General features: G+C 32.7%; 26 protein-coding genes and 1 pseudogene. 8 read left to right on the forward strand and 19 right to left on the reverse strand.

Features of this window, described 5'->3' with window-relative positions; genetic code table 11:
• Positions 1–29: 29 nt before the first annotated feature.
• From MKY00_RS13315 to MKY00_RS13330, 4 genes are all read right to left on the reverse strand, one after another.
• Complete coding sequence (locus MKY00_RS13315) at positions 30–410, reverse strand: nucleotide excision repair endonuclease (protein WP_016717632.1); 381 nt, start codon at positions 408–410, stop codon at positions 30–32.
• Positions 411–487: 77 nt separating this feature from the next.
• Positions 488–1,051 (reverse strand): GNAT family N-acetyltransferase, encoded by a 564-nt coding sequence (locus MKY00_RS13320; protein WP_000282922.1) that lies wholly within the window; start codon positions 1,049–1,051, stop codon positions 488–490.
• Between the two features lie 27 nt (positions 1,052–1,078).
• Complete coding sequence (locus MKY00_RS13325; protein ID WP_001079203.1) at positions 1,079–1,651, reverse strand: hypothetical protein; 573 nt, start codon at positions 1,649–1,651, stop codon at positions 1,079–1,081.
• Positions 1,652–1,802: 151 nt separating this feature from the next.
• Positions 1,803–3,233, reverse strand: coding sequence for a PQQ-dependent sugar dehydrogenase (locus MKY00_RS13330; RefSeq protein WP_016717633.1), 1,431 nt, complete (start codon positions 3,231–3,233; stop codon positions 1,803–1,805).
• Between the two features lie 137 nt (positions 3,234–3,370).
• Between MKY00_RS13330 and MKY00_RS13335 the strand changes: the two genes are divergently transcribed.
• Together MKY00_RS13335 and MKY00_RS13340 are read left to right on the forward strand one after the other, a co-directional pair.
• Positions 3,371–3,628: a hypothetical protein gene (locus MKY00_RS13335; protein WP_000173557.1), complete on the forward strand. Its 258-nt coding sequence runs from the start codon at positions 3,371–3,373 to the stop codon at positions 3,626–3,628.
• 89 nt (positions 3,629–3,717) lie between these two features.
• Positions 3,718–3,897, forward strand: coding sequence for a hypothetical protein (locus tag MKY00_RS13340; protein ID WP_016717634.1), 180 nt, complete (start codon positions 3,718–3,720; stop codon positions 3,895–3,897).
• 113 nt (positions 3,898–4,010) lie between these two features.
• Here the strand turns inward: MKY00_RS13340 and MKY00_RS13345 are convergent.
• From MKY00_RS13345 to MKY00_RS13370, 6 genes and pseudogenes are all read right to left on the reverse strand, one after another.
• Positions 4,011–4,109 (reverse strand): annotated as a pseudogene (locus MKY00_RS13345) (serine/threonine protein kinase); the annotation flags it as partial.
• On the reverse strand, positions 4,109–4,549 hold the full coding sequence (locus MKY00_RS13350) for an NUDIX hydrolase (protein WP_016717635.1): 441 nt from the start codon (positions 4,547–4,549) through the stop codon (positions 4,109–4,111). The pseudogene MKY00_RS13345 and the gene MKY00_RS13350, both read right to left, overlap by 1 nt.
• Positions 4,550–4,700: 151 nt before the next feature.
• Positions 4,701–5,816 carry an NAD(P)/FAD-dependent oxidoreductase gene (locus MKY00_RS13355; protein WP_000844363.1) on the reverse strand — a complete coding sequence of 372 codons (1,116 nt, stop codon included), beginning with the start codon at positions 5,814–5,816 and terminating at the stop codon, positions 4,701–4,703.
• A gap of 125 nt (positions 5,817–5,941) precedes the next feature.
• Positions 5,942–6,595 carry a YdeI/OmpD-associated family protein gene (locus tag MKY00_RS13360; RefSeq protein ID WP_016717636.1) on the reverse strand — a complete coding sequence of 218 codons (654 nt, stop codon included), beginning with the start codon at positions 6,593–6,595 and terminating at the stop codon, positions 5,942–5,944.
• 148 nt (positions 6,596–6,743) lie between these two features.
• Positions 6,744–7,511 carry an arylamine N-acetyltransferase family protein gene (locus tag MKY00_RS13365; RefSeq protein WP_016717637.1) on the reverse strand — a complete coding sequence of 256 codons (768 nt, stop codon included), beginning with the start codon at positions 7,509–7,511 and terminating at the stop codon, positions 6,744–6,746.
• 138 nt (positions 7,512–7,649) lie between these two features.
• Positions 7,650–8,174, reverse strand: a complete 525-nt coding sequence (locus MKY00_RS13370) for a MepB family protein (protein ID WP_073531024.1) — start codon at positions 8,172–8,174, stop codon at positions 7,650–7,652.
• Between the two features lie 193 nt (positions 8,175–8,367).
• Between MKY00_RS13370 and MKY00_RS13375 the strand changes: the two genes are divergently transcribed.
• Entirely contained in the window at positions 8,368–8,523 is a 156-nt protein-coding gene (locus MKY00_RS13375; protein ID WP_001199986.1) for a hypothetical protein, read from the forward strand.
• Positions 8,524–8,712: 189 nt separating this feature from the next.
• Here MKY00_RS13375 and MKY00_RS13380 read toward each other — a convergent pair whose 3' ends face one another.
• Positions 8,713–9,405 (reverse strand): HAD family hydrolase, encoded by a 693-nt coding sequence (locus MKY00_RS13380; protein ID WP_029141127.1) that lies wholly within the window; start codon positions 9,403–9,405, stop codon positions 8,713–8,715.
• Positions 9,406–9,741: 336 nt separating this feature from the next.
• On the opposite strand from MKY00_RS13380, the gene MKY00_RS13385 reads away from it, so the two are divergent.
• A complete protein-coding gene (locus MKY00_RS13385) occupies positions 9,742–9,924 on the forward strand; it encodes a hypothetical protein (RefSeq protein WP_014893663.1) in 183 nt (60 codons plus the stop codon).
• Between the two features lie 176 nt (positions 9,925–10,100).
• Here the strand turns inward: MKY00_RS13385 and MKY00_RS13390 are convergent, their stop codons facing one another.
• From MKY00_RS13390 to MKY00_RS13405, 4 genes are all read right to left on the reverse strand, one after another.
• Positions 10,101–10,700, reverse strand: a complete 600-nt coding sequence (locus tag MKY00_RS13390; RefSeq protein ID WP_016717640.1) for an undecaprenyl-diphosphatase — start codon at positions 10,698–10,700, stop codon at positions 10,101–10,103.
• 266 nt (positions 10,701–10,966) lie between these two features.
• Positions 10,967–13,513: a type I pullulanase gene (gene pulA, locus MKY00_RS13395; protein WP_016717641.1), complete on the reverse strand. Its 2,547-nt coding sequence runs from the start codon at positions 13,511–13,513 to the stop codon at positions 10,967–10,969.
• A 482-nt stretch (positions 13,514–13,995) separates the two neighbouring features.
• Positions 13,996–15,699: a M4 family metallopeptidase gene (locus tag MKY00_RS13400; RefSeq protein WP_016717642.1), complete on the reverse strand. Its 1,704-nt coding sequence runs from the start codon at positions 15,697–15,699 to the stop codon at positions 13,996–13,998.
• Between the two features lie 382 nt (positions 15,700–16,081).
• Positions 16,082–16,582, reverse strand: a complete 501-nt coding sequence (locus MKY00_RS13405; RefSeq protein WP_016717643.1) for an AraC family transcriptional regulator — start codon at positions 16,580–16,582, stop codon at positions 16,082–16,084.
• A 268-nt stretch (positions 16,583–16,850) separates the two neighbouring features.
• Between MKY00_RS13405 and MKY00_RS13410 the strand changes: the two genes are divergently transcribed.
• Positions 16,851–17,123, forward strand: coding sequence for a spore coat protein GerQ (locus tag MKY00_RS13410; protein WP_016717644.1), 273 nt, complete (start codon positions 16,851–16,853; stop codon positions 17,121–17,123).
• Positions 17,124–17,514: 391 nt separating this feature from the next.
• On the forward strand, positions 17,515–18,819 hold the full coding sequence (secY, locus tag MKY00_RS13415; protein WP_016717645.1) for a preprotein translocase subunit SecY: 1,305 nt from the start codon (positions 17,515–17,517) through the stop codon (positions 18,817–18,819).
• Between the two features lie 18 nt (positions 18,820–18,837).
• Here the strand turns inward: secY and MKY00_RS13420 are convergent, their stop codons facing one another.
• Both MKY00_RS13420 and MKY00_RS13425 read right to left on the reverse strand, forming a co-directional pair.
• Complete coding sequence (locus tag MKY00_RS13420; RefSeq protein WP_016717646.1) at positions 18,838–19,869, reverse strand: DnaA N-terminal domain-containing protein; 1,032 nt, start codon at positions 19,867–19,869, stop codon at positions 18,838–18,840.
• Positions 19,870–20,003: 134 nt separating this feature from the next.
• Positions 20,004–20,921 (reverse strand): DMT family transporter, encoded by a 918-nt coding sequence (locus MKY00_RS13425; RefSeq protein WP_016717647.1) that lies wholly within the window; start codon positions 20,919–20,921, stop codon positions 20,004–20,006.
• Between the two features lie 146 nt (positions 20,922–21,067).
• Between MKY00_RS13425 and pdxR the strand changes: the two genes are divergently transcribed.
• Entirely contained in the window at positions 21,068–22,501 is a 1,434-nt protein-coding gene (gene pdxR / locus MKY00_RS13430; protein ID WP_016717648.1) for a MocR-like pyridoxine biosynthesis transcription factor PdxR, read from the forward strand.
• 77 nt (positions 22,502–22,578) lie between these two features.
• Here the strand turns inward: pdxR and MKY00_RS13435 are convergent, their stop codons facing one another.
• Positions 22,579–23,505 (reverse strand): NADP-dependent oxidoreductase, encoded by a 927-nt coding sequence (locus tag MKY00_RS13435; protein ID WP_016717649.1) that lies wholly within the window; start codon positions 23,503–23,505, stop codon positions 22,579–22,581.
• 183 nt (positions 23,506–23,688) lie between these two features.
• Between MKY00_RS13435 and MKY00_RS13440 the strand changes: the two genes are divergently transcribed.
• Positions 23,689–24,552 carry an alpha/beta fold hydrolase gene (locus MKY00_RS13440; protein ID WP_016717650.1) on the forward strand — a complete coding sequence of 288 codons (864 nt, stop codon included), beginning with the start codon at positions 23,689–23,691 and terminating at the stop codon, positions 24,550–24,552.
• Between the two features lie 109 nt (positions 24,553–24,661).
• On the opposite strand, the gene MKY00_RS13445 is transcribed toward MKY00_RS13440, so the two are convergent.
• Positions 24,662–24,997, reverse strand: coding sequence for a hypothetical protein (locus MKY00_RS13445; RefSeq protein ID WP_001257756.1), 336 nt, complete (start codon positions 24,995–24,997; stop codon positions 24,662–24,664).

Here is a 24,997-nt window from a genome sequence, read left to right on the forward strand (position 1 = left end):
ACTATGTGCTAGGATTGTTTTTTTATTACTTATTTATAGAATACTTTATCAACGTTATATTTTGCTTTGTATTTATTAATGATATATGTTTCATAAATTTCTCTTTCTGTTGGATCTTCTACGATACATGCATCAATGCGGTATACTTCATCACGGTGATTTTTAATTGGTGAAACATTGTCTTCGAAATGCTTCTTAATACGTTGTCTAATTTTACGAGCTTTACCTACGAAAAGTAGTTCGTCATTAATATTGTAAAACATAAAAATGCCGCCTTTATCTCTAGGGAACAAGTGGAAATCGATAAAACCATTGATTGGCGTAATTCTTGGCTCGTCTCCTCTAATAACTTGTTTACGTTCAGTAATTGTAACATCAACTTCAGGGATACTAATTTTAATCAAGTTCATTCACGTCCTCTTTTATTATAAAGATAAATAATAGCATACATATGTAAGAAAAGCTACGTTCATAGGCATATTTCATTTTATAATTCAAATATTATAGGTGTATCGTGTAAACTCTTCTTCCAAATCATATGATCACTTGATTCTCCCCAATAATCTTTTAGTACATAACTAGGCTCTCCAAACTTCTTCGTCCATATACTTTGCGCTTTTCTGTATCCACTATCTAAACAGAATTCCGTTATTCCTCTGCTAAGTAACGTAAGAAACATTGTATGTAGTAGTAAACTCCCGATACCCTTTCTTTGATAATCCGGAAGTATAAATACAGTTCCTATTTCATACAAATCCTTAAGTACACCATTTGTACAACTAGTAATCAATGTACTTGCTGGGCCAACTTCAATTGTTCCAATGATTTTATCGTTATTTGTGTCAATTGCTAATAAAAAGTAACGTTTTTCTCCGTTACTATCAAAATCTGTTTTCAAATATTGCTTTTTCATGTTAATTTCATTTTCTATGTCATCCAATTGTTGTGATAATCCTTCGTCTTTATATGTATTCGTAATAACTATACGGAAAAACAAGTGAAGTTCCTCTAAATCATCCGAATTTGGTCTCCTAATTGCAACGTTATACATGTTTTAAATCTCCATTCTATACAATTGTTAAAACAATGCTTTATATACTCTATTCAACAATATGCTACAAAGCCCTGCATAGATCCAGCAGTATAGAAAGCTCAGTATAAATATAGATGAAATAATTTTTATATCCATAGTTGTATGAATAGTAGGACCAAGCACGGGAAAACGGAAAATATCGAGAACTATCATAATTCCTATAAGTAAACAAATCGCAGAAAAGGAAACAACCCAAATTCTCCTCTTGAATTGTATAAAGGAAAGCCCTAAAGCTATACCTAATAAACCTGTAGTAAAGGGGAAAACAATTAGTTCACTTGGCTCAATAATAAATAATAAGAGAATAGTAAGGATATAAGAAAGTACTCCCTCACGAATAGAGTAGCAAATAGCCAAAAAAATTGGTAATGTCGCAAAAGGACTAATGAATAACCCTATACCAGGAATTAAATTCCCCGCTGCTTGAAACATGGTGGCTAAAGCACTCATTAAAGCTGTAATGACTAGCTTATTTGCTAGGGACAATTTTCTTTTATGAACAAAGTTCGCATCATTCTCTATCATAAGTTGACACCAATAACGTACAAACCGATTCATCAATATACCCCCTAAAGATATCTCATTCATCACTTTCTATATTATTCATACACTAGTTGTTTATGATTTGCTTTCTGCTTATTATCAACCACAATACAATAGACGTTTATAAAGAAGACCTTTAGGGGATAAAGTATAAGTGTATATCTTTTTAAGGAATAATTTCAAATATGGTACCTTTATTAAAATCAGTTACTTTCATAGAACCGTAAACTCCTAAATATAAACTAGTTTGATCCAAATTTGTTCCTAAACTCATATAATAAGCTGCTTGCGTACCAAAATCATAATTGGTTTCAATAACATGAAAGTCAGTATGTTTACCATCTATACCGGCTCTAGTATATGCTAAAACACCTTTAACTGGCGGCCGAGATTCTTCTTTCTTAGCAAGATCAGTAAATACAACGCTACCATATAAATTTGGGATTGCAGTTCCCATATATGGCTGAACGCCTGTAAGTGAAGTTCCTCCAAACTTATCTGGTCTCGGGTCTTTATGAAAATAACTAATGAGTGGCTGCATACGCTTTGCGGATAATTCTATTGTTTCATCATAATAAACCATTGTTCTCTCATCTAAAGTAGGATGATCAGCACAGTGTCGTATAAAAGAAGTAGGTAATTCTCCTTCCCATCCTCTCCAACCAAAATTAATAAATCCATCTTGATTAGAAGTGAACCTCATTACATGCATTTTAATAAGTTCGGTAACCGGAATTGGTTTATATTGAACAAATGAAAAAATAGACTCTACAATATCCTGTCCGACATTACCTGCATATTTAATATATTGATTATAAAACCTTTGGAATGAAATACCGGTTATATTACGGACGCCTTTCGCAATTACTGTAAGTGTTTCTTGTATCGATAGAGGAAGTTCATTAAAGCGTGTAACTACTGGAGGATTATTTATGAATGTATCTCTACTTACATCGATTTCAATTATTTTACCTGCTATTTCTAAATCATCTTGGCTTAAATTAAACGGATCATACCCCGACCCACCATCTCCATTTGTAAATACAAGTTTCCCCGTCTCTGGAGAAAAGTTTAAAGTATTTACTCCATTATGATTAAAAAATGGGCGTTTTATATGAAGTAATGTTCTACGTTTTTGAGGTTGCCCGTTTGACTGTAAAATCCATTCTTCAATTGTATCAATATGATCATATTGCGTATCTCTATTTAGCCATTTTAAGTTTAAAGTTTTTGGGTCACAAGGATTCGGTTTAAATTGTTCAGAAAGTGCACCAGGTCCTTGAGTTCCAGCTACTGAATAATGAAGATAAAATAAACCGTTTTGATAAAATTGTGGATGAAACGCAAGTCCAAGCAATCCACGTTCATCATAGCCGCTACTAGAGACACCTTCTTCAGATGTACCTAATTTAATAATACGTTGACGAATATTTAAAAATGTTTTTATGACTCCATCTCCTATGTAAAAAACCTCTCCTAATTGGGTTGCGATAAATAGTCTTTCAACTGATTCACCTGGAAGTATTGCTGTTTTTATGACAGTCGGTAAATTTATGTTATGAACAATGGGTCGTAAATGAACCTTAACTTTTGTCAATTAACTTTACACCCCTTTATATTCTTTTTAATAGAAGAGTATGATTAGAGTAACCTTATTAGTATTAAATAAGTCGTATTCCTTTTTATTACAATTTTGTATATAATATAATTATTAATAAACTAGGAGGGCTACTTATGACACTTTTACTACAAATCATCTTACCACTTATATTTGCGCTATATTTATTTACCCTCTATCGTAATACAACTATTGGAAAAGCTGCTTTTCTTTTAGCGGTCATTATTGGGATTTTTGGATTAGAGAACATTTTTCAGCATGCTAATCTAACAGATCATGCTATTTATCCATATTGGGGCAGTTTGAAGGCTGTTGTTATTATTTTATCAGTCGTATTTCTATTTAAAAAAGGTGGTTTAACAGGGAAATATTGATTTATAATGCTGTACATATTTTATTGTTAAACTGCTTTTAATTTATAAAAAGAAATGTTTATGTAAAAACACGAAGGGATGTGTTACATATGTCTATAAATATTATTTCTATAATTTCTATAATAATATGGATTGTGTTGATTACAGAACTTATAAAACCTTCAAAAGAACAGAATGGACGAAAAATAGTAATGCTATTAACTGCTGGTTCCGCATCAACACTTATTTTGACGGTTTCATTTATTCAAAATATCCCGTTTTGGAATTGATAGTGAAATAACTAATAAAAAAATATATAAGATTAGGACCGTACATTTTAGAAATGTCTAATATGTACGGTCCTTTTGTTTACTAGTGGTCCACTTATAAGTATGTGATCTTTTTACAATTCGAATTTCTTTTTAAGTTTCTTATATTTTCTATACGAACGTCTAACAATGTTTAACATAAAATACGGTATTTTAACAGGGAAAGGCAATTTTATTGATTTAATAGTCTTTTGTTTAATTCCCACAATGCTGTTTTATTGCTATCCCACTTCAAATACGTTACGGCTTCCTCAAAGCATAGCCATTTATAATTCAAGTGTTCTTTAGATAATGAGATGTTTTTTGTAGGTACTTTAACTCCAAACGAAAATTCTTTTATTACATAAACGTCATCTCCCCAAAGGAACCCTCCAACTACATCCTCTACTGGTAGTGAAGACACAGAATCTAATTGTATATATGAACATTCTCTTGTAATACCAGCCTCTTCAAACGCTTCCCGTTTTGCTGATTCAATAGGAATCTCACCGTCTTCTCCACCACCAGCTATGCCTTGCCAATAACCATAATCACTTCGGTTGAAAATCGCATATTGAATAGAGTCATCAATTTTTATATAAGGAAATATTAATACTTGATATGGTGCTCTCATTGCTTAACCTCCTCTCGAAAATAGGCTTTAAATACATATGAATAAAGAGCCGACATCATAATTCTACATGAATAATGCAGCTTTATGGTGTCAGCCCTCTATTTGTGAAGAATTTTATTTTTCATAAACTATCTAATTCTTCAACCTGGTGTTATTCAATTGCGCCTGCAACGTCATAATCGTTTAAATCTAATTCAATTGGTTGTCCTAGCGCTAATTTAGCGAGTTCTGATCCTAAATATGGACCAGCAGTTAAACCTGAAGCTCCTAATCCGTTCGCAACAAGAATACCGTCGAAGTTAGGAAGTGGTCCGATAACAGGTAAGAATCCTGGAGTAAACGGTCTAAATCCAACTCTTGTCTCAAGCATAGTAGCATCTTCTAAGCCAGGTGCAACTGTTAATGCTTTATGGAATACTTCATTTAAACCACCAGCCGTTACACGGTGATCGAAACCAGTATCATTCTCATGTGTTGCACCAATTACGACATGGCCATTGTCAAATGTTAAAATGTATTGATCATTTGGCGGCATAACAACTGGCATATTTTCTGTTGCTGTATTTTCCATTTGCAAGTGAACAATTTGTCCTTTTTGGAACGTAACTAAGAAATTAATTCCTAAAGGGTTTAAGATTTCGTTCGCCCATGCACCTGCAGTTACAATAACCTTTTCTGCTAAAATAGTTTCATCGTTTACTATAACTCCCGTAATATGATTACCTTCACGGACTAATACTGCATCTCCTTTTATAAAAGTTGCACCATGTTTTTTCGCAGCGCTTATTAATGCATTACGTAATAATCTTCCATTTACTCTTGCAGCACCACTAATATGAACAGAACTAAATTCTTCTGATAATGCTGGGAATAATTTTTTTGTTTCTTCAGCTGATAAGCGAGTGATTTCACCAATCTCTGGGGCATCTTCACGACGTTTATACGCTCGCTCTTCCATTTGATCAAGTTTTTTCTCATCAGTATGTAAACTAATTGCACCTACACGGTTATAACCTGTGTCTGTTTCACCGTCATCTTCTAATTGCTGAATTAACGAAGAATAGTAACGTGCACCGCCTTTAACGATTTTATACCATGCTTTATTACGACGTTGCGAAAGCCATGGACAGACAATACCTGCTGCAGCATCAGTTGCTTGACCTACTTGTTGACGATCCACGATAGTAACATTCGCGCCAGCCTTAGCAAGATGGTAAGCAGTAGACGCTCCTAAAATACCCGCTCCAACTACAATATACGATTTCATTTCAAACACCTTTTCTCTTTTGCTAATTATTTAAATATAAGAACATACTTTAGTATACTGAAAGGAATCCTTTTTTCAATGTGCCAAGTGCAATTAATTGTTGCATCATTGTGAATTGCCTAGTCTTACTTTTTCTTTTTACGAAATAATTCAATCGTTTTATATCCTTGCGAAAGAATTTCAATCATTTTCTCAAGACGTTTTTCACGTGTTTTTTCTTGTTTTACAGAAAACAAATTACGTGCCCAATCTTTTTGATATCCAGGTGTTAAACTTTGATAAAACTTAAGTTCATTTGGGTGATTAGCTAATAAAGATTCAACATCTTGAATTCGATCTGCATAATCAGCTACACATTGGCTCATTGCAGGCGTTTTCGTCGCTTTTTTCTTCTCACGCTTTAAACCTACAACAGTAAAAACATCATCCATGCTTACCATTCGCGCAAATTTAATATCGCTTTCTCCCACATATCCATCTTCTCCAACGTTTAATGCTGGAAACATCTCATCACGGTGAATAAACGTACTGTAGCGAGAATTACCTTTTTTCGGATATGCGAAGAATACGTATCCTTTTTCAATTAATAATTCTTCATTACTAATAATATAATTCGTTTGTTTCACCATTTCATCCAGTGTTTCTACAAAAATAAAAATGGCATCGTGCTCTTTTGAAAATACAGTTTCTTTTCCTGTAAAAACTTCGTAATCACTTGGTTCATTAATAACAACCATATTCGTATACTTATTAAGTTTCAATTTATCGATAATTGACATGAAAATCTTCCTTTACATTCAAAATTCGTTGTTTATACTTTTTCATACTGTTCTAGTGTATTATATCTATTAAGAAAATCAAACTTTAATAATTGTTTTAAATTAAAATAACCGATTCTTCATAAGAACCGGCTAGCTATTTGTTTTATCATAACTCAATAGCAAATAAAGTATATAAAAGATCTCTATATTGCTCTTCTGTAACTTCACGTTTCGTTTTTTCACCGTGAATCATTGTAGTTAAACTAGTATTTGTTAAAGAGACATGGCCAGATTCCGTCAATTTGACTGCAATCGGTCCTTTATTAAAAATAGATTTCTCATCTTCTATTACTCTTTTTTGAACATCATTTACTACTGCCTCATCAATGATACGATTATAAAAAGCATGACAAACTTTCCACTCACCATTCGTATCTTTTCTTTCTAGAACGTAATTCCCTTTACTCGTATCTTTTTGTCTCACTCGATACGTACCATTTTTAGAAGAAACAGACTCACCAGTAAAAGGTACAGGGACTAGAGGTACTAGTGAGGCAATACCTACATCAATTACGTATCGTACTTTATCATAATTTAGAATAATCGTTATATGTCCATTCTCAAGTGCCCATGCGTTTCTATCATTTTTATATACGGTACCTAATGCGAGTTGTACATCATAACCACAATCTTTTAAAAAGTAATAAAAAAGCGTATTTAATTCATAACAAAGTCCGCCACGGGATCCATTTGAAATTTTATTCTGTAAATTTTCCATAGTAATTGCATTCGTATTACGTGCTATTACATCTAAATTCTCAAATGGTATAGTGTGTGCAAATGCAAAGAGAATTGTATTTAATTCCTCAAATTTCACTTCAGTACGCTTTGCGAGATTCAATCTTGTAAACAGCTTATGTTGTAGACTTGTCATAGTCAGCACCCCTTAAAATGTATAAGTTAAAATAGTATATGTTGATTGTAAATTTGATGGGGTACTGAAACAATGTACATTTCGTTTAACTGTACCGGTACAAAAAGTCTAACTCACAAGATTACTTAAGATAAGAAGCTACGAATACAAATTTAATAGTTCGTCTATAGGTAAATTATTATGATCGCTTAAATCAACAAAATATTGAATTTGCCACAGTTGGCTCTTTTTAGCTTGGTTGCTAACAGGAGTATCCCATATAGGGTAAATCCTCATAGCCATCTTGCCTTTTTGGTTTTCTGTTCTCAAGATTTTTTCCTTAAGAAGAATCTCTTTAGGGAAAATAAATTGTCCTAGTTTATTATCATCTATACAAGTGATAACTAATAAATCAGGAGCAGCGTCATAAGAAAACGCTTGATTTTGCATATTGTCATCTTTCTCCCAAAAAGAAACAAATTGACCAATTTTATTAGGAGTAATTTTTGATTTTCTAAAACGAATGGTTTTGTTATTTAAGTTAAATATACATCCTGCATATTCTGCGTTTTGCTTTTCTTCTTTTACATTCGTTATCATTAAATTATTAGGTTTGTAAAATATATTGTCTAAATTTCGGATCGTATCATTATAATTGTTCAAGAAAACTCCCCCTTTGTTCATTTCTTAGTTTAACACAAACGTCAGTTCTTCTATATTGTATAGAATGTTTATAATCATGAGTGACGTGAAAAGGGATATAACAGGATATAATTATTACTTTAATTTAAGTAAAATGCGTTCAACTATTCGTGGGATGAAGAGTGTATTTTTGTAAATAATAAGTTTGTAAAGTATTAAATTGAGGAGGGTTTGTATGCAATATCCTAAAAAAGCTATAAAGTCTGCTTCTAATATGAAATCAGATTTTGCTACAACTGATGCGCAAAAAGTAAAACAAGAAATTCAAAATGATGTAAGAGCAGGACAAGGAGCAATGACTTCTCGAGAGGCGGGGGCAATGCGAGATTAAGAATACATTCCTTACTTGTATTTTTAGTTTGTTTATTTCTTAAACATTTACCAGTAATGAGTGTTTCTATAAAATCACTGCCCTTAAGTAGAGCTTTAAGTGTTTCTTTGTTTTTACTTACAATGCGGTAAATGAAATCTTTCTTAATTATTTGTTTAGAATATAAAAATTCATTACTCCGCAATATTTTTACTTATTATAAAAATATTGCGGAGTAATATAACCTAATAAACTATCAAAAGTGTCAATCTCAGAATACGGTTTTATTTCAGTCTTATTTGTGATTCTATGAGGATTAAACCATATCCCTTTTATATTTACATTTTGAGGACCAGCAATATCCTTTTCTAAGTCATCTCCAACAAATAATACATCTTCTGGTTGCACATTAAGCTTATTTAATGCTAGTTCAAATATACGTTTATCCGGTTTACTAAATCCTACTTCTTCAGAAATAATGATCGTATCAAAGTAATTGTTTAAATTCGTGTTAATTATTTTAGCCCTTTGCCTCTGACTTGAACCATTTGTTATAATTCCAACTTTAAAGTGCTTCTTTATATGATTTAAGAAATGAATAGTATTTTTGTCTATTGAAAAACATTTAGGGAATTTTTCATTCCAAAAATCTTCAATGTAATTGCGTGGTAATCTATACTTCGGCGGAAATTCATCAAACAATGATTCTAAAACTATCGTTTTATCACTCATGCCGTATTCCCTTTTATCATATTCTTTAAATTTCTGTAGCATATTGTTTTTGACTGTATCACTAACATCCTCATAACACTTTTCTAAAACAAATAAAAACAATGTATCTACGGCCATATCCCTATTAAGTAACGTATCATCTAAATCAAACAGCATAGCTTTATAACCCACCAAATAAATTCACAACCTTTCTATATTTCCTAGTTATTATCAAAAGTAATCAAAAAACAATTCATATGAACGAACTCCTAATAGAATGATATTCTAAGAGTTAAATCAAAAATCCTTTTTCTGTTTGTTAATTGATGTGAAAGCACACGGTTTCAACTTAGGTAATCGATGAATTTTTTAATTTAGGATTTTCAGATTAATTTAAAAATCTTTTGTGATAGGCTGTACTTAAAGATTAAATATAAAGGATGATTCGTATGCAAACTAGCCCTTATACATATTTTTTTTCAAACTGATATACTATAAACACAATGGTTCTAGAAAGGTGATGATTTTATGTATGAACAACAAAATAATAGGGATAGAGATCAAAAAATGATGTTTTTTATGCAAGGGGTTCCCACAAATAAAGTTAACATGAATCAATTACCAAAATGGATTAGATTCTTTGGCTATTGTGCGTTTGGTTGGATGATACTATTTAGTTTCATTATGATTGTAGGTTTAATTCTGCAATAACGATACATTTAAAATGTGAACGGGACAGTATTTAGATCATGCGTCTAGGTAATAAGCTATTTTATTACCTAGACGTACTACGTACTACCTATTTCTTTTCGTCTTCTTGGCTGTATTGGATGTTTTGGTCCATTCAACTTGTGGAGAATAGTAATGGAGATGATAAAGGACTGTACTTACAACCCCTTTGATTTGTTTTTGAATGGTAAAACTTGTTTCTCTACTCTTTCATATTGAGTAAGTAATTGCCTAATAAAAGAGAATTTCGGTACTAACCAATACGAAATTACCGCTGAAATACACCCTATTAAAGCCCCTACTGCAACATCAAAAGGATAATGAACCCCTACCCAAATACGAGAGATCGCTATACAAAGTGCAAGTATAAGCCATAGCCATCCAGTTTTTTTACGAACAAGCCAAAACGAAAAACAAATTGAAAAAAAGAGAATCGTATGGTCACTAGGAAATGAATTATCTACAGCATGGTCAACAAGTTTATTAACATCAGGCAATACTGCAAACGGTTGATAATTCAGATGGAATTTCCCTGCTATTTTCCCGATTACTTCAGCAATTACAAAAGCAACCATCGCTTGAATAACCATCATCCTACTTTTTCTGGACCCAGTAAACCAATAAGCTAAAATAATTAAAGCAAAAATATATACCATATATTCTGCCAAAAATACGATGGCCGGGTTTAGGAATGAATATTGTTTACCTAAATCATTAAGTGCTCGAAAAATATCAATATTGAATTGAGAAAAAGACATTTCAAATCCCTCCTTTTTCACTTTAATAAAAAAAGAAACAGGAAAACATCGAACTTTCTTACAAACATTCGTGCATTCTTACAGTTTTGTCATTTTCTCGTCACTTTGTAAATAGGTTCATCGTCTTGCCTTTTGCTATATTCATAAACTCGTATGTCTACAATTACGGAAACTCTAATCACACATAAAAAAGAGAAGAACTTTGGTGAGTTCTTCTCTTTTTTTATTTATTAAATTGTAATATAATTACAGTATGTGAAATTATATTATTTTAACTTTAAAACAAATGAACTTAACGCAGGAACTTTAATTTTATTATCATGGACAACATAAAGTGGTTTACTTCCCGCCTGCTTCCCGTCTACTAGTACTTTCCAAGGACCTTTCGATGGAAGTGTTATTTCAACAGCTTCTCTATTTGCATTGTGAGCCACCGTAAAGTATTCATTTTTATTCCCCTCTATTGTATAAGCTACAGTATTTTTCGGAGCATCAATAAATGATACATGTGTTTTTATTTGTTCTGCAGATGTCATTCGAAAAGCTGAGTACTTTTTGCGTAATTCTATTAAACCCTTCATATAATCTACTTCATTATTAAACGTTGCTCTGCGCAGCCAATCCATCTGGTTAATTGAATCTGGAGATTTGTAACTATTATGATCACCATATTTCGTGCGCATAAACTCTTGTCCCGCATGTAAGAACGGAATACCTTGTGATGTTAATAAAATCGAAGAAGATAATTTATGCATTTGTTTTCGCACTTCTTCACTGTCACTTGGATTAGTCAACTCAAGTTTATCCCATAATGTATGATTATCATGTGCTTCCACATAAGTTAGCACCTGCTCTGGATCTTGATAAGTCGACGAATTTGTATCGTAGTCAATCCCTGCCGTAATGCCTTTTTTAATACGATCTTCCATGTTTTCCTTTCCATTTATAAAACCATTTTCCTTCTCCTCAAATACACTACCTTTCAATCCATCACGTATATTATCGTTAAAATGAGCAATCCTTTTCATTTTCTCTGCATTTTTTTGATTTGCTTTCAGCTCAGCTGCAAGAGGTGTATTTAAATCCCATCCTTCTCCATGCAGTATAATAGAAGGGTCAATTTGATTAACAGCTTTACGTATTTCATTCATCGTTTCATAATCATGAATACCCATTAAATCAAAACGGAATCCATCTAAATTGTATTCTTTTGCCCAATATGTGACGGAATCTATCATAAATTTCCTCATCATTTTTCTTTCCGAAGCAGTATCATTTCCTACTCCAGTGCCATTTGCGAATGTTCCATCTTCATTGTAACGATAATAATAACCTGGAACTAACTTATGAAAATTAGATTCAGTAGCACTATACATATGGTTATACACTACATCCATTACAACACGAAGATTATTATCATGCAGTGTTTGAATCATTTGCTTTAATTCTGTTATTCGAACAGTTGGCTCATATGGATTTGTAGAATAGGATCCCTCTGGAACATTGAAATTTTTCGGATCATATCCCCAGTTATACTGTGGTTCGTTTACATTCTCTTCATTTACTGAAGCATAATCAAATATCGGTAAAAACTGAACGTGAGTAACACCAAGGTCCTTTATATGATCAAGTCCTGTTTTTACACCTTCTGGCCCTTTTGTTCCTTTTTCTGTTACACCTAAATATTTTCCTTTCTGTTTAATGCCACTTTCGGGCTGAATAGAAAGATCACGTACATGCAATTCATAAATAATAGCATCTTCTGGATTTATAAATTTTGGCTTTTTGTTTGCTTTCCATTTTTTCGGATTTGTTTCTTCTAAATCAACAATCGCACCTTTATCTCCATTTACAGAAGCAGCACGCGCATACGGATCAACGGCTTCAATCCACTTATCACCAATTTTTACCTTATACGTATAATAGAGACCTTTTTGATTCCCTTTAAGTTCTGCTTTCCAAGTGCCCTTTTCACTTTGTTGCATGTTTATTTCAGTACCTATTTTATCGTTCCATTTTTTATATGTAACTAATTTCGCTTCACTCGCAGTAGGAGCCCATACACGGAACTTTGTATGTTGTGGTGTATATATATTCCCTAAATCGTTACCACCATAATAAAATGAATGATCAAACTCCTCACTACGAATTACTTTACCGATTTCAGTATTCGTATCAGCTACGTTTTCGATTTTAACTTTGTATGTCTGTTTTAAATCAATTTTCTGCTCCGTAATTATTTTAAACTTATTCGTAATATTCCCACTGTTTCTATCATAAGGACTAATATTCTTAATTTTAATGCCTTCAATTTCAATATTTCGTTCCTTAATATGAAACGGGACATTAGTCGTTACAGTAATTTCATTGAAACTATCAATAGATGCTTTTTGAATTGATAGATCCGATGACGGCTTAGAATTATATACTTTTTCATCACCCGAAAGAATCCATACTTCAGCACGACCGTCCTTTATATTTTCAATCCAACGATCGCTACCATCTTTTTCCCACTCATTTGTACGAATGATAAATCCTACACGATTATAGTCACCATCTATATTAATCTTTGCGTACTTTCCAAATTCATCTTCACCAGTAAATTCATATGAGTTACCATTTGCATTTTCTCCCCATATCCAAAGCTTCCAGTCTTTTGTATTTCCAGACTGTTCTTTGTAATGAATGATAACTTCAGTTGTTTTCGAATTTGAAACTGCCTTTACACTTTGAAAAGAGAAAACAGATGATAACATAACGATTATAGTAAGTAATAAAACTGATTTGTTAATTAATCTTTTTATCATTTGCACCACATACACCCTTTCTTTAAATAGCATGAACGTTATATTCTGCTCGTACTACATTACAACTACTTAAATTAATCTAAAAATCTCTTTTATTTCACCCCCATATTGGCTGATTTCACATATGTATTTCAATGATCTTTTAATACGAAAACGTTTGCATTAATGTATAAAAAATAGGTTTGTTTATGTCTTCATATATTTGTAAATACTAAAAGATCAGGGAATCATTATAAAGCAATCGTTTGTTATCGCTTTCATTCTATAGCACTTCCTGTTAAGAGGTCAATATATTATTAATTTTCTGTTTTTATACACTATAAATCTTACATATTTGACGTAACTTTTAAAGATACCCTCCCTAATTATTGTTAAGTAAGTATATTTTCACTAATGCATAGTTACGTAAAAAAACAGCTAATGTCCTTTAAGGATATTAGCTGTTTTTCATAATGTAATAATAAATGAATAATAACTATATTTCTAACTTACTTAATTTTTGCTGCATCAAATGCCTTTTGTACCGCCTGAACTTCCGCTGTATTCGCACCATATTTACTAGTTGCCACTCGAATACATGCTGATCTCAATTCTTTGAAATTAGAAGTCATGTTTAACTCATCTGTATTTGCGTAATAGAAGATATCGAACATTTTATCTTCACCAATTCCTTTAACAGTTACACCATTATGAGTTCCGCCTTTTGCAATGAGATATGCAACTTTATTAATAATACTTGAGTTAAAGTGAACGCCGCCTTGATCCCATCCATTAAAATCGTTAAATTCACTGTAATCATCTGGATAAGGTACTCCAAGTGAAGATGGAACAGAAGCTGGGTTTTCCATATCACGGAAGACAGATCCAGTTTGTTCTCCCATCGTCCAGTTAAAGCTTCCATTATTTACGTATTTCTCAATAGATGTTCCCATAATATCAGATAGTGCCTCATTTATCGCACCAGATTCACCGTAATATTCAAGATTAGATTCACTAGAAGTAACAGCATGTGTAAATTCATGCCCAGCCACGTCATATGCTTTGACGATAGGATCTCCATATACAAGCATACTACCATTATTAGCACTTAATGCATTCTGCCAATTTTTCGGATTATTCGTCTCTTCAGAATCCCAAGCGTGTACAACTGAAACTACCTTTTGTCCCTTATTATCAAAGCTATTACGATTGTATTTATCTTTATAAAAATCAAAAACTTTTGTTGCTAAGTAATGAGCACTTACTGCTTTTGGATCGTTAAATGTTATCGAAGTACTAGTTGCTAATGTACCAGGATAATAGCTTTCTTCTTTAGTAATATCTCTGTAATTCACATCATATGTTTCAATTCCTTGCCCTCTTGTATAATCAGCCAAAGCATATTTGCCATTACTTTGTTTAGAAATACCAAATGAACGAGAGATACCTAAATCATCTTTGCCAGTGCCTGTTAATGACGTAAGACTGCTTTTTTTACTATTCTTTAAAGCGCTAACTAATTTGTCACTGGCTTTTAAGTTAGACTCTTGCACCATATTTTTTAACATATCACCATTTTGTGCATTTACTAAATATGTACCAGAAACATATTTTGGTGTGGCAGCTTCAAATGTAACCTGGTACGCATTGCTAGCTTGTCCATTCTTTTCATCCACAAAAATAACTTCCTTAACTTCTGGCTCAGAAATAAAATTGATATCGTTCCCGTACTTCTTATAAATATATTGTTTCGCTTCATCTTTTGATAGATTGATAGGCTTTTTCAATTCTTCTTGTTTTAAATTTTGCGCGCTATCGCCTGAAACACTTTTAATAACACCGTTATTATCTACGTGTGCAGTTAATTGATGGCCATATACTTCTTTTCCTTCATATGTTTGTTGTATACGTACAAGTGTAGTCCCATCATATGAATCACGTTTTTGAAGAACTTTATAATCTACTCCAGTTTCTCCATTGACTTGCTTTGAAGAAAGGGCTTGTTCTGTTTTCTCCTTAAGAGCATCTTTTACTACATTCTCTGGTGCCTTTTGTGACGGTTGTGTAAGTTCACCTGAACGGAATGATTCCTCCTGAATTTGAACTTGTAGTTGATCTGTTTCCTCTGCATGACCTACTCCATACGGTGCTACTGCTGTTAAAGCTAAACCTGTTGTTAATGCTACCTTAGTTAACGTCTTTTTGTTTTTCATTTTTTCACCTCGTATAATTTTGAAATAGAAAGCTTGTACAAAGTATACTTCCTGTTCCTGTCGAAAAAAAGGGAAAATACACAATTTATGTAACATTATGCAAAATTACATAATGTAAGGACGATGATTCAAATTAAGAACAACTTATATAAGTGCATGAATTTCAATAAAAAAAGAGCACTTTAAGGTGCTCTTCAAATACGATTATAAATTATGCATTGTGTCATTTATTAGTATATGCTCGTCTCATTTAATTGTTTATTTAATGATTTCTCTACCCAATAACCTTTTAAAAATACATCATCCAATACACCGGTATCCTCCGTTACTGTTTGATTAGTAAATAAATAATATAGTAAAGATAATGCTAGAAAGAAACATACTACTTATTTGCATTCATATTTATTGGTACTTTTTTAATTGGCACAAATAAATCAACCTTTAACTTTCCTTCTAAATCTTCTGCAACATTATTTAAGCAAAACTCTAAATTATCTCTATCATAATCTGCATCATACTCACTATTTGGTAGCCACTCTGCGTACATGTATTGATACGCTACACTTAATTTATGAGGTTCATCATAGAATTCGTATAGAGCGTATAGACCTCCATCTACACTTTTAAATTGCACACCCTCATGTTGTTCTTTTTCAAAGTTTTCAGGTATGGTCACGCAAGCATCATGTCGGCACATATGGCTTGCAACAAGTTCAGGATTATCTAATGAGATTCCGATAAATGATTGCTCCGGTGGATAAAGTTTATTTTCATTTGCCCACTGTAATAACCTTCCCCAGTGATCTTGTGGTTCAAAATAACTACCAGTTCGTCTTATATAGGCTACTTTTAATGGTGGTAATTTTTTTATAGTCACTTTCATTTATATCAGCCCCTTTATAACTATCTACTCCATTTATTTAGACTTCATTAATAAATATCCCTTCATTAATAGTACAAAACTCCAATGAAAACACGCGGAAATATGCTACAAATAAGAACAATGAATGAATAGATACTGATTTTAAAGAGCTGGATGTTTTCACAAAAAATATTCTTTTATACTAAATGGCTTGATAGAATTCTTTTCATCGTCCAAGCACATTACTAGAAACTTAAATAGTATATTAAAAACTAAAGGGGTCATATTGATGCAAAAAAACTCGTATAATGATTGCAATTGTAGTGTTCAAGATTTTTTATGTACCAATATAGGTGTACAAGTTACGGTGGTTTTGACATATGTGAGAGATTCATCACTTGGTACACAATCATACACCGGGATTCTTACATCAGCTGGAACTGACTATTTTACCATTGAAGATCCAACAAGCGGTAAATTGTATCTATTACAACGAATTTACCTAGATTATATAGAATTTCCAAACAGTCAAACTATTAATAAACCGAAATGGTGCTGTTAAATATTTGAAATACGTTTTATGAACTTGTGGATAAAAAAACACCTTTTTAAGGGTGTTTTTTTTTTTTCTAATCTACCCTCCCAGAAAAAACAACAATTAATAACATGTCATATCAATTTATCATTAAATAAATGTAAAAAATGCCCCTATTCATTCATTTTTCATGCGTATGTATGTACATTTGTTAATTTATTCGATATATTATGTGTATTGAATGATTACGAAAGCTTATTGGTCGCTAAAAAATACCTTATATTTTTATATCCATGAAAACTACAAAATGTATATAAATCCATTTGTCAAATGAATTTAATGCGGAAGGAGGTTTGTGGTTACTTCATCGGGATATAATAATCAGTTTTAAACTGATAAAAATATAGGAGGCGACAAAATGTTTCGTACGATTTCAAATTTCATGAGAGTAGCTGAGATAAGAAACAAAATTCTTTTTACATTAGCGATGCTAATTGTTTTTCGAATTGGCACGTTTATTCCAGTTCCTCATACTAACGCAGAGGTATTAAAAGTACAAGATCAAGCTAACGTTTTAGGTATGCTAAACGTATTTGGCGGAGGAGCACTGCAACACTTCTCAATCTTTGCTGTAGGTATTACACCTTATATTACAGCTTCCATCATAGTACAATTACTACAAATGGATGTTATACCTAAATTTTCGGAATGGGCAAAGCAAGGTGAGATGGGCCGTAAGAAATCAGCTCAATTCACTCGATACTTTACAATCATTCTCGCATTCATACAAGCCATTGGGATGTCTTATGGTTTTAATAATATAGCAGGCGGACAATTAATAACAGATCAAAGCTGGACTACATACTTATTTATTGCGACAGTTTTAACTGCAGGTACTGCATTTTTACTTTGGTTAGGTGAACAAATTACCGCTAATGGAGTAGGTAATGGTATTTCGATGATTATCTTCGCAGGACTTGTAGCAGCGATTCCAAATGTTGCGAACCAAATTTATTTGCAACAATTTCAAAATGCAGGCGATCAATTATTCATGCACATCATAAAGATGGTCTTAATTGGTCTCGTAATTTTAGCGATAGTTGTTGGCGTTATTTACATACAACAAGCCGTGCGTAAAATACCGATTCAATATGCAAAAGCTGTTTCAGGAAACAATCAATATCAAGGAGCAAAAAACACTCATTTACCTCTTAAAGTAAATAGTGCTGGTGTAATTCCAGTAATCTTTGCTTCTGCATTTTTAATGACGCCGCGTACAATTGCGCAGCTCTTCCCTGATTCAAGCGTCTCAAAATGGATAGTTGCAAATCTTGATTTTGCACATCCATTTGGAATGACACTTTATGTCGGTCTTATCGTTGCTTTCACATACTTCTACGCATTTATTCAAGTAAATCCTGAACAAATGGCTGAGAATTTGAAAAAGCAAAATGGATATGTGCCTGGTATTCGTCCTGGCAAATCAACAGAACAATATGTAACGAAAATTTTATACCGTTTAACATTTATCGGCGCGATTTTCTTAGGTGCAATTTCAATTTTACCGCTCGTATTCACGAAAATTGCTACATTACCACCTTCTGCACAAATTGGTGGTACAAGCTTACTGATCATTGTCGGTGTGGCACTTGAAACAATGAAAACGTTAGAAAGTCAGCTTGTAAAACGTCATTATAAAGGGTTTATAAAAAAAGCGAATTAAGTAAAAAAACACAGTTGGTTATTTTTCCAACTGTGTTTTTAATTCTACTGCATCTAATTTTTCTACTAATGTACCAATGACCTTTTCCAAGTTCATTATTTTTGCTTCTAACGCTCGAATACGTTTATTGCTCTCATCTACATCATTATATTTTAAACTGTTATTAGAGACTTTGAACTGCTCTCCTAATTCGGAAGTGATATCTTCAATTGTTGATTTTTCATTATTACTGGTTGTATTTGTATTTGATTTTAATTCAAATTGAATTTCATATGTATTTCCAGTTAACTCTTTAGCTATTTGCGAAATTAAATCTTTATAAGACTTTTTAACCCACTCTTGTTGGAATTCGTTTTCAAAATAAATGATCAATGAATCTTCATTTATTCTAGCTGTCGTTTCTTTGACCCAAGTTTCATATGACGGTCTCGAAATTTTTAATTGTATTTTATCTTTTATTTTATTCCAAATTGTTTTTGATTCCTCTTGTCCGGAAGTACGTTGATTATTTTGCACGTGATGAACCTGTGCTTTAGAAGTAGCGCTTGATTCTATTTCGAACCAAATTTGATATTTTTCATCGGTTATTTTCTGTACGGTACTTGAAATTATATTTTTATACTCCCCTTCAAGCAAGTCACGATGAAACGCATCTTCACAAAAGATTATTAATTTATTATCTTCTATCGTAGCATTTGTATTTCTAATCCACGTCATAAATGTTTTCTCCGCTAATTTTGGTCTTAACGCTTTCTTTACTTCATCCCAGCTACTAAGCCTTGCTTTTTGAATATCTTTCAACTTAGATGGTTCGCCATTACATAGATCAAACTGAATTTCAAACGTCGTATTAAACATTTCTCTTAATGTATTAAATACTAATTCTTTATAATGAGATTCTAACCAGTCACGTGCAAATTCATTTGGACAATAAATTGTTAATATATCATCCTCTAAATAAACAGTAGTATTCGTAAACCAAGTTTCATATGATGGTTTTGAAATTTGCGGTCGAATTTTTTCCTTGACTTCAGTCCAATTTATTTTCATAATAACTCCCCTCTTCTTGCAGATCTCTTTCATATAGCTTAATAATATTACGCCTTTCCAATAAATAAAGTCAATCCGTATCATGAATAAAATGAAAGCAGCCCTGCTATATACAGGACTGCTTCTTTATATAATTACATTTCTTTCTCAAATAATCTCCCTTTTCTGAAATAAGACCGGAGTGTGGATCGATTAGCTAAAAATACACCAACCAAAATGAAACATGCACCTATTCCCATTGTAGCGTTTAAAGGTTCTCCTAATATAATATATCCTACTATAATAGCAATTAACGGTGATACGTATAACCACGTTGACGGGAATACAGGATTTGTTTTTGATAAGAGCCAATAATATAATCCGTGTCCACCAATTGATCCGATAAAGATAAGATATAAAATAGGCCACTGTACACTCCATGAAGCTAATACAGTTACATTCGGTTGTTCTACTATGATGGAGGCGATTAGTAGTAACACTCCTCCATAAAACATTTGAATACCATTTATGAGAAATGGCGATACATTTTGTAAATCCGAAAGTATTTCTTTTGAGTAAATAGAGCCTATTCCGTAAAATAACTCTCCTATTATTAATACAAAACAAGCGATACTCCATATAAAACTTACTTCTTGGTGCATTCCTGGTAAAGAAACAAAAACAACGCCTATTAGCGCAATGATTAAAGCAAGAAGTTGCTCCTTTTGTAATTTTGTCTTATTTCTCTTTGCCTGTAATAACAAAATCATCATCGGTCCCGTAGCAGATAGCACAGCAGCTAGCCCTGAAGAAATATATTGTTCCGCCCAGTACAAACTTGCGAATGTCATAAACGTTAAGCAAAAACCAGCATATATAATACGTTTTGAAAATATATGTGGCATAATTTCTTTTCGTTTTAGCTTAAATATAATCATTAAGATTACTCCTGCTAGAAAGAAACGAATTCCTGCCGAAAATAATGGGGGTGCACCTGCTTCAATTCCGATTTTTATTGTTAAAAATGTTGTTCCAAAAATTATACATACTAAAATATAATTGAAAATGACCATTTTTCTTCCTCCTTTTTACTCTTAACATGAGTATAGAAGGTATGGTGTATAACAGTGTATTTATGTATATAACAGTTTCCTAAAATCGTAGTTGATTCTCTTTATATTTTCCGCTTAAATTAAATAAAAAAGAAAAAGGTGAAACCATGAAGATTGTCCTTCGTAAAGAATCCAACATACCGTATTACCAGCAAATATATATGCAAATCGTTGAAAGAGTACAAAGCGGCATGCTTTCACATGGTGACTCACTTCCATCTTTACGCTCGATGGCCGAAGATTTACAGATTAGTCTATTAACTGTTCGTAAGGCGTATAAACAGCTAGAAAAGAAAGAATATATACGAATTGAACAAGGTAAAGGGGCTTATATACAAAAACATGTAAAGAAAAATTTCAAAACAGTTCCGTATAAATGGCAACAAACGAAAACGATTAATGTTATGCGATCTCAATATGCAATGAATCAGCACCGGAAATATTACGATTTTTCACAAGCGATTTTATATCCTCGTTTATTGCCAAATCCATTCTTGGCAGACGAAATGCATAAAATACTTAATAAAGACCAGATGATTCTAGCAACTTATGGACCAGTTCAAGGAGATTATGAATTGCGAGTTGAAATAGCAAATCACTTAAATGAACACCAAAAATTATTGACAGATCCATCTCAGTTATTAATTACAAGCGGAGCACAACAAGGAATTGATTTAATTGCTCAAACACTAATAAAACCTGGTGATATTGTATTAGTGGAAAGTCCTTGTTATAGTGCTGCGCTTGATATTTTCATCAATAAAGGGGCTCGAATTATACCTGTTTCTCTTGATAATTATGGAATTCGCTCCGACTTAATCGATGATATTTGTCAAAGTAAAAATCCCGTTTTATTGTATACGAATCCAACTTTTCAGAACCCAACAGGTACAGTAATGAGTAAAGAACGGAGAATGGAACTTATAGAATTGGCAGAGCTATATGAGTTTTTTATCATTGAAGATGATTCTTTCGGTGAAATATATTTTGAGGGCGTGACTGTTCCCCCTCCTATTAAAAATTTTGATACAAACGGTCACGTAATATATATAAAAGGATTTAGTAAAACGTTAGCACCAGGACTGCGTATCGCATCACTTATTGCCGATGGCCCTATTTTCGAATGGTTATATGCTGTAAAAGGTTCAATGGATATCGGTAGTCCTTTATTAACACAAAAAGCACTTCTACCATTTTTACGTGCAGAACGTATGAAAAATCATTTAGAAAAATTACGTACGGCTTTACAAATTAGACGTGATATAACGATTGATATGTTATCACCACTTAAAGAAATGCACTTTGAAATACCAAATGGCGGCTTTAATTTATGGATTACTCTTCCTGATTCGATAGATCCCTTTACCTTATTACAAAAAGTAAATGAAGTAGATGTGTCTTTTTTACCAGGTACAGCTTGTCTATTAAATCCCGAAACAAATAATAATCATTTAAGAGTTAGCTATTCGATGTTAAATGAAAAAGATATGATAATTGGATTAGAGAGATTACATGATATAATGCGAAAGTTTATGCTATAAAAGCAAATACCCCAAAATATTTTGGGGTATTTGCTTTTTATTACATAAAACTCACCATATAAATAATATTTTCATTATCATTCCATTTTAATTACAATCTTACCTCTAACATGCTGACCTTCACTCAAATTATGAGCTTCTCTAATCCCTTCCTCACTAAACGGCATAACTTTACTTATAATTGGTTTTACTTTTCCATGTACAATTAAATCTGATAATGCTTCTAATTGTTTTCCGCTTGGTTTTAGCCATAAAAAACCTGATTTTATCTCTTTTACTTTTTGAATTGGTTCATGGACAATCGAAACTAATACACCACCAGGTTTTAAAATCTGAAAGCTTTTTTCTTGTACTTCCCCACCTATTGTATCTAATACAATATCAAAATCTGATAGTAATTCTTCAAATTTATCTTTTTTATAATTAATAACGAGATCTGCCCCTAAAGACTTTAAAAACTCTTCATTTTTACTACTGGCAGTTGTCGCAACAAAAGCTCCAAATGATTTTGCGATTTGGATTGCCAAACTTCCAACTCCACCAGCTCCAGCATGAATAAGTACTCGGTCATGTTCTTTTATTTTTGCGTAATCTACAAGACTTTGCCATGCAGTAAGTCCTGCAAGAGGAATAGAAGCTGCCTCTTCAAAACTCAGATTTGTAGGCATATAGGATACTAAATCCGATTTTACTGTAATGAATTCAGCATAAGAGCCCTGCCCTATATTTTCAGGTTTCGTATACACCTTATCTCCTATTTTGAAACATTCTATCTCTTCCCCAACTTCTTCAATAACTCCCGCTACATCTAGCCCTAAAATGATTGGAAATGAAAAACGCAACTGTTCTTGTAAGTCTCCTTTTCTTATTTTCCAATCAACAGGATTAATAGATGTTGCGAGAATACGTATTAATACCTCATTATTCTTAACAACTGGTTTTAAAACTTGTGTTTCTTTTAATTCTTCAACACTACCATATTGATCTATAACAATTGCTTTCATTTCCTCTCCTCCTTACTGTTTATTTTAATAACATACAAATATTTCTCAAAATTTTTTTCCTTAAATTATCATAAACTTATTTTTGGGGGTAATTATGCAAGAAACATAGAAAATCTTACACACACCTTAGAGTCATTCAAAATTGTGTTTTTAATTACATTCAAAAGAAATGGAGAGAACTCTATGACTGAAAAGATATTTAAAATAAACGGGATTGATATATGTACAGAAAGCTTTGGAAACCCTAAAAATCCAGCTATTTTATTAATTATGGGTGCTACGTGTTCAATGGTTTATTGGGATGAAGAATTTTGTGAACAGTTGGCGAATAGCGGGGCATTTGTTATTCGTTTTGATAACCGTGATGTGGGGCGCTCCGTCGCATATGAACCTGGAACTTCTAATTATTCCGTTACGGATATGGCTGAAGATGCAATTGGGGTACTTGATGCTTATCATATTGATCAAGCGCATCTATTCGGGATGTCTTTAGGGGGTATGATCGCTCAAATTGCTGCTGTAAAACATCCCGAAAGAATTTTATCGTTAACATTATTAGCTACAAGTATAATAGGCTCTGACGATAACACGCGCGATTTACCTCCGATGGATGAAAGAATTTTAACACATCACGCAAATGGCACGCATTTAGATTGGACAAATGAAAATGTTGTAGCAGAATATTTAGTTTCAGGGTCCCGTCTATTATGCGGGTCCAAACGCACATTTGATGAAAAAAGAGTCTATAATCAAGTAAAACAAGAAATTGAACGAGCTAACAATTTATTAAGCATGTTTAATCACGCTTTACTTCAAGGCGATGATGCATATGAAGGGGTGCTTCACTCCATACAAGCACCTACATTAGTCATTCACGGAACAGACGATACCGCACTCCCTTTTGAACATGGTCTCGCACTTATCGACGAGATTCCTAACTCAGCTCTATTAACTCTTGAAGGCGCCGGACATGAGATTCATCCTGATGACTGGGAAGACATCATTCATGCTGTTACTGAACATACAGCTAAAATAATAGAAAAATAATGAATAGGAGGGGCACGCCGCAATTTGTATCCCCCTATCTTTACATGTAAAAAAGCCCATCACTGTATCCGTATGTATAGTGATGGGCAATACTTATATTTTTCTATGTTTAAAAAAACGGACAATCTAATTGGTCAACAGCTTCCCATGATTTTTTTTTTTTATTATCGGTGGATTTATTTGCTTCTAGTGGTACGCTTTTAAAAGGATTAACTTCTACTTTTAATAAGGATGATGGCTCCACGTATAACGAGAAAACATGGCTACTTGGTATAGCTTTTGACACATCAATATCTCCTACTTGTTTAAAAAGTTGCTGCGCTGCAAAGAAAAAGAAGTTGGTTGGATTTGATTGTTTATTCAGCCATGCAAGCATTTCAGGTGATACTGACTTATGAATATTAATTTTTACTCGATCACCACGTTTATATCGCCTAGATCGCAT

It is taken from the genome of Bacillus sp. FSL R9-9834 (genome assembly GCF_038006905.1).
Taxonomy (GTDB): Bacteria; Bacillota; Bacilli; order Bacillales; family Bacillaceae_G; genus Bacillus_A; species Bacillus_A pacificus.

What these genes read in the sequence shown, in the direction of transcription:
- MKY00_RS13375 (WP_001199986.1), top strand. Translation starts at nt 8,368, where the DNA reads ATGCAATATCCTAAAAAAGCTATAAAGTCTGCTTCTAATATGAAATCA.
- MKY00_RS13405 (WP_016717643.1), bottom strand. Translation starts at nt 16,582, where the DNA reads ATGAAAGTGACTATAAAAAAATTACCACCATTAAAAGTAGCCTATATA.
- MKY00_RS13390 (WP_016717640.1), bottom strand. Translation starts at nt 10,700, where the DNA reads ATGTCTTTTTCTCAATTCAATATTGATATTTTTCGAGCACTTAATGAT.
- MKY00_RS13400 (WP_016717642.1), bottom strand. Translation starts at nt 15,699, where the DNA reads ATGAAAAACAAAAAGACGTTAACTAAGGTAGCATTAACAACAGGTTTA.
- MKY00_RS13365 (WP_016717637.1), bottom strand. Translation starts at nt 7,511, where the DNA reads ATGACAAGTCTACAACATAAGCTGTTTACAAGATTGAATCTCGCAAAG.
- pdxR (WP_016717648.1), top strand. Translation starts at nt 21,068, where the DNA reads ATGAAGATTGTCCTTCGTAAAGAATCCAACATACCGTATTACCAGCAA.
- MKY00_RS13355 (WP_000844363.1), bottom strand. Translation starts at nt 5,816, where the DNA reads ATGAAATCGTATATTGTAGTTGGAGCGGGTATTTTAGGAGCGTCTACT.
- MKY00_RS13385 (WP_014893663.1), top strand. Translation starts at nt 9,742, where the DNA reads ATGTATGAACAACAAAATAATAGGGATAGAGATCAAAAAATGATGTTT.
- MKY00_RS13315 (WP_016717632.1), bottom strand. Translation starts at nt 410, where the DNA reads ATGAACTTGATTAAAATTAGTATCCCTGAAGTTGATGTTACAATTACT.
- MKY00_RS13350 (WP_016717635.1), bottom strand. Translation starts at nt 4,549, where the DNA reads ATGAGAGCACCATATCAAGTATTAATATTTCCTTATATAAAAATTGAT.
- MKY00_RS13325 (WP_001079203.1), bottom strand. Translation starts at nt 1,651, where the DNA reads ATGAATCGGTTTGTACGTTATTGGTGTCAACTTATGATAGAGAATGAT.
- MKY00_RS13335 (WP_000173557.1), top strand. Translation starts at nt 3,371, where the DNA reads ATGACACTTTTACTACAAATCATCTTACCACTTATATTTGCGCTATAT.
- MKY00_RS13440 (WP_016717650.1), top strand. Translation starts at nt 23,689, where the DNA reads ATGACTGAAAAGATATTTAAAATAAACGGGATTGATATATGTACAGAA.
- MKY00_RS13420 (WP_016717646.1), bottom strand. Translation starts at nt 19,869, where the DNA reads ATGAAAATAAATTGGACTGAAGTCAAGGAAAAAATTCGACCGCAAATT.
- MKY00_RS13340 (WP_016717634.1), top strand. Translation starts at nt 3,718, where the DNA reads ATGTCTATAAATATTATTTCTATAATTTCTATAATAATATGGATTGTG.
- MKY00_RS13435 (WP_016717649.1), bottom strand. Translation starts at nt 23,505, where the DNA reads ATGAAAGCAATTGTTATAGATCAATATGGTAGTGTTGAAGAATTAAAA.
- MKY00_RS13320 (WP_000282922.1), bottom strand. Translation starts at nt 1,051, where the DNA reads ATGTATAACGTTGCAATTAGGAGACCAAATTCGGATGATTTAGAGGAA.
- MKY00_RS13370 (WP_073531024.1), bottom strand. Translation starts at nt 8,174, where the DNA reads ATGAACAAAGGGGGAGTTTTCTTGAACAATTATAATGATACGATCCGA.
- MKY00_RS13445 (WP_001257756.1), bottom strand. Translation starts at nt 24,997, where the DNA reads ATGCGATCTAGGCGATATAAACGTGGTGATCGAGTAAAAATTAATATT.
- MKY00_RS13360 (WP_016717636.1), bottom strand. Translation starts at nt 6,595, where the DNA reads ATGTCAATTATCGATAAATTGAAACTTAATAAGTATACGAATATGGTT.
- MKY00_RS13410 (WP_016717644.1), top strand. Translation starts at nt 16,851, where the DNA reads ATGCAAAAAAACTCGTATAATGATTGCAATTGTAGTGTTCAAGATTTT.
- secY (WP_016717645.1), top strand. Translation starts at nt 17,515, where the DNA reads ATGTTTCGTACGATTTCAAATTTCATGAGAGTAGCTGAGATAAGAAAC.
- MKY00_RS13425 (WP_016717647.1), bottom strand. Translation starts at nt 20,921, where the DNA reads ATGGTCATTTTCAATTATATTTTAGTATGTATAATTTTTGGAACAACA.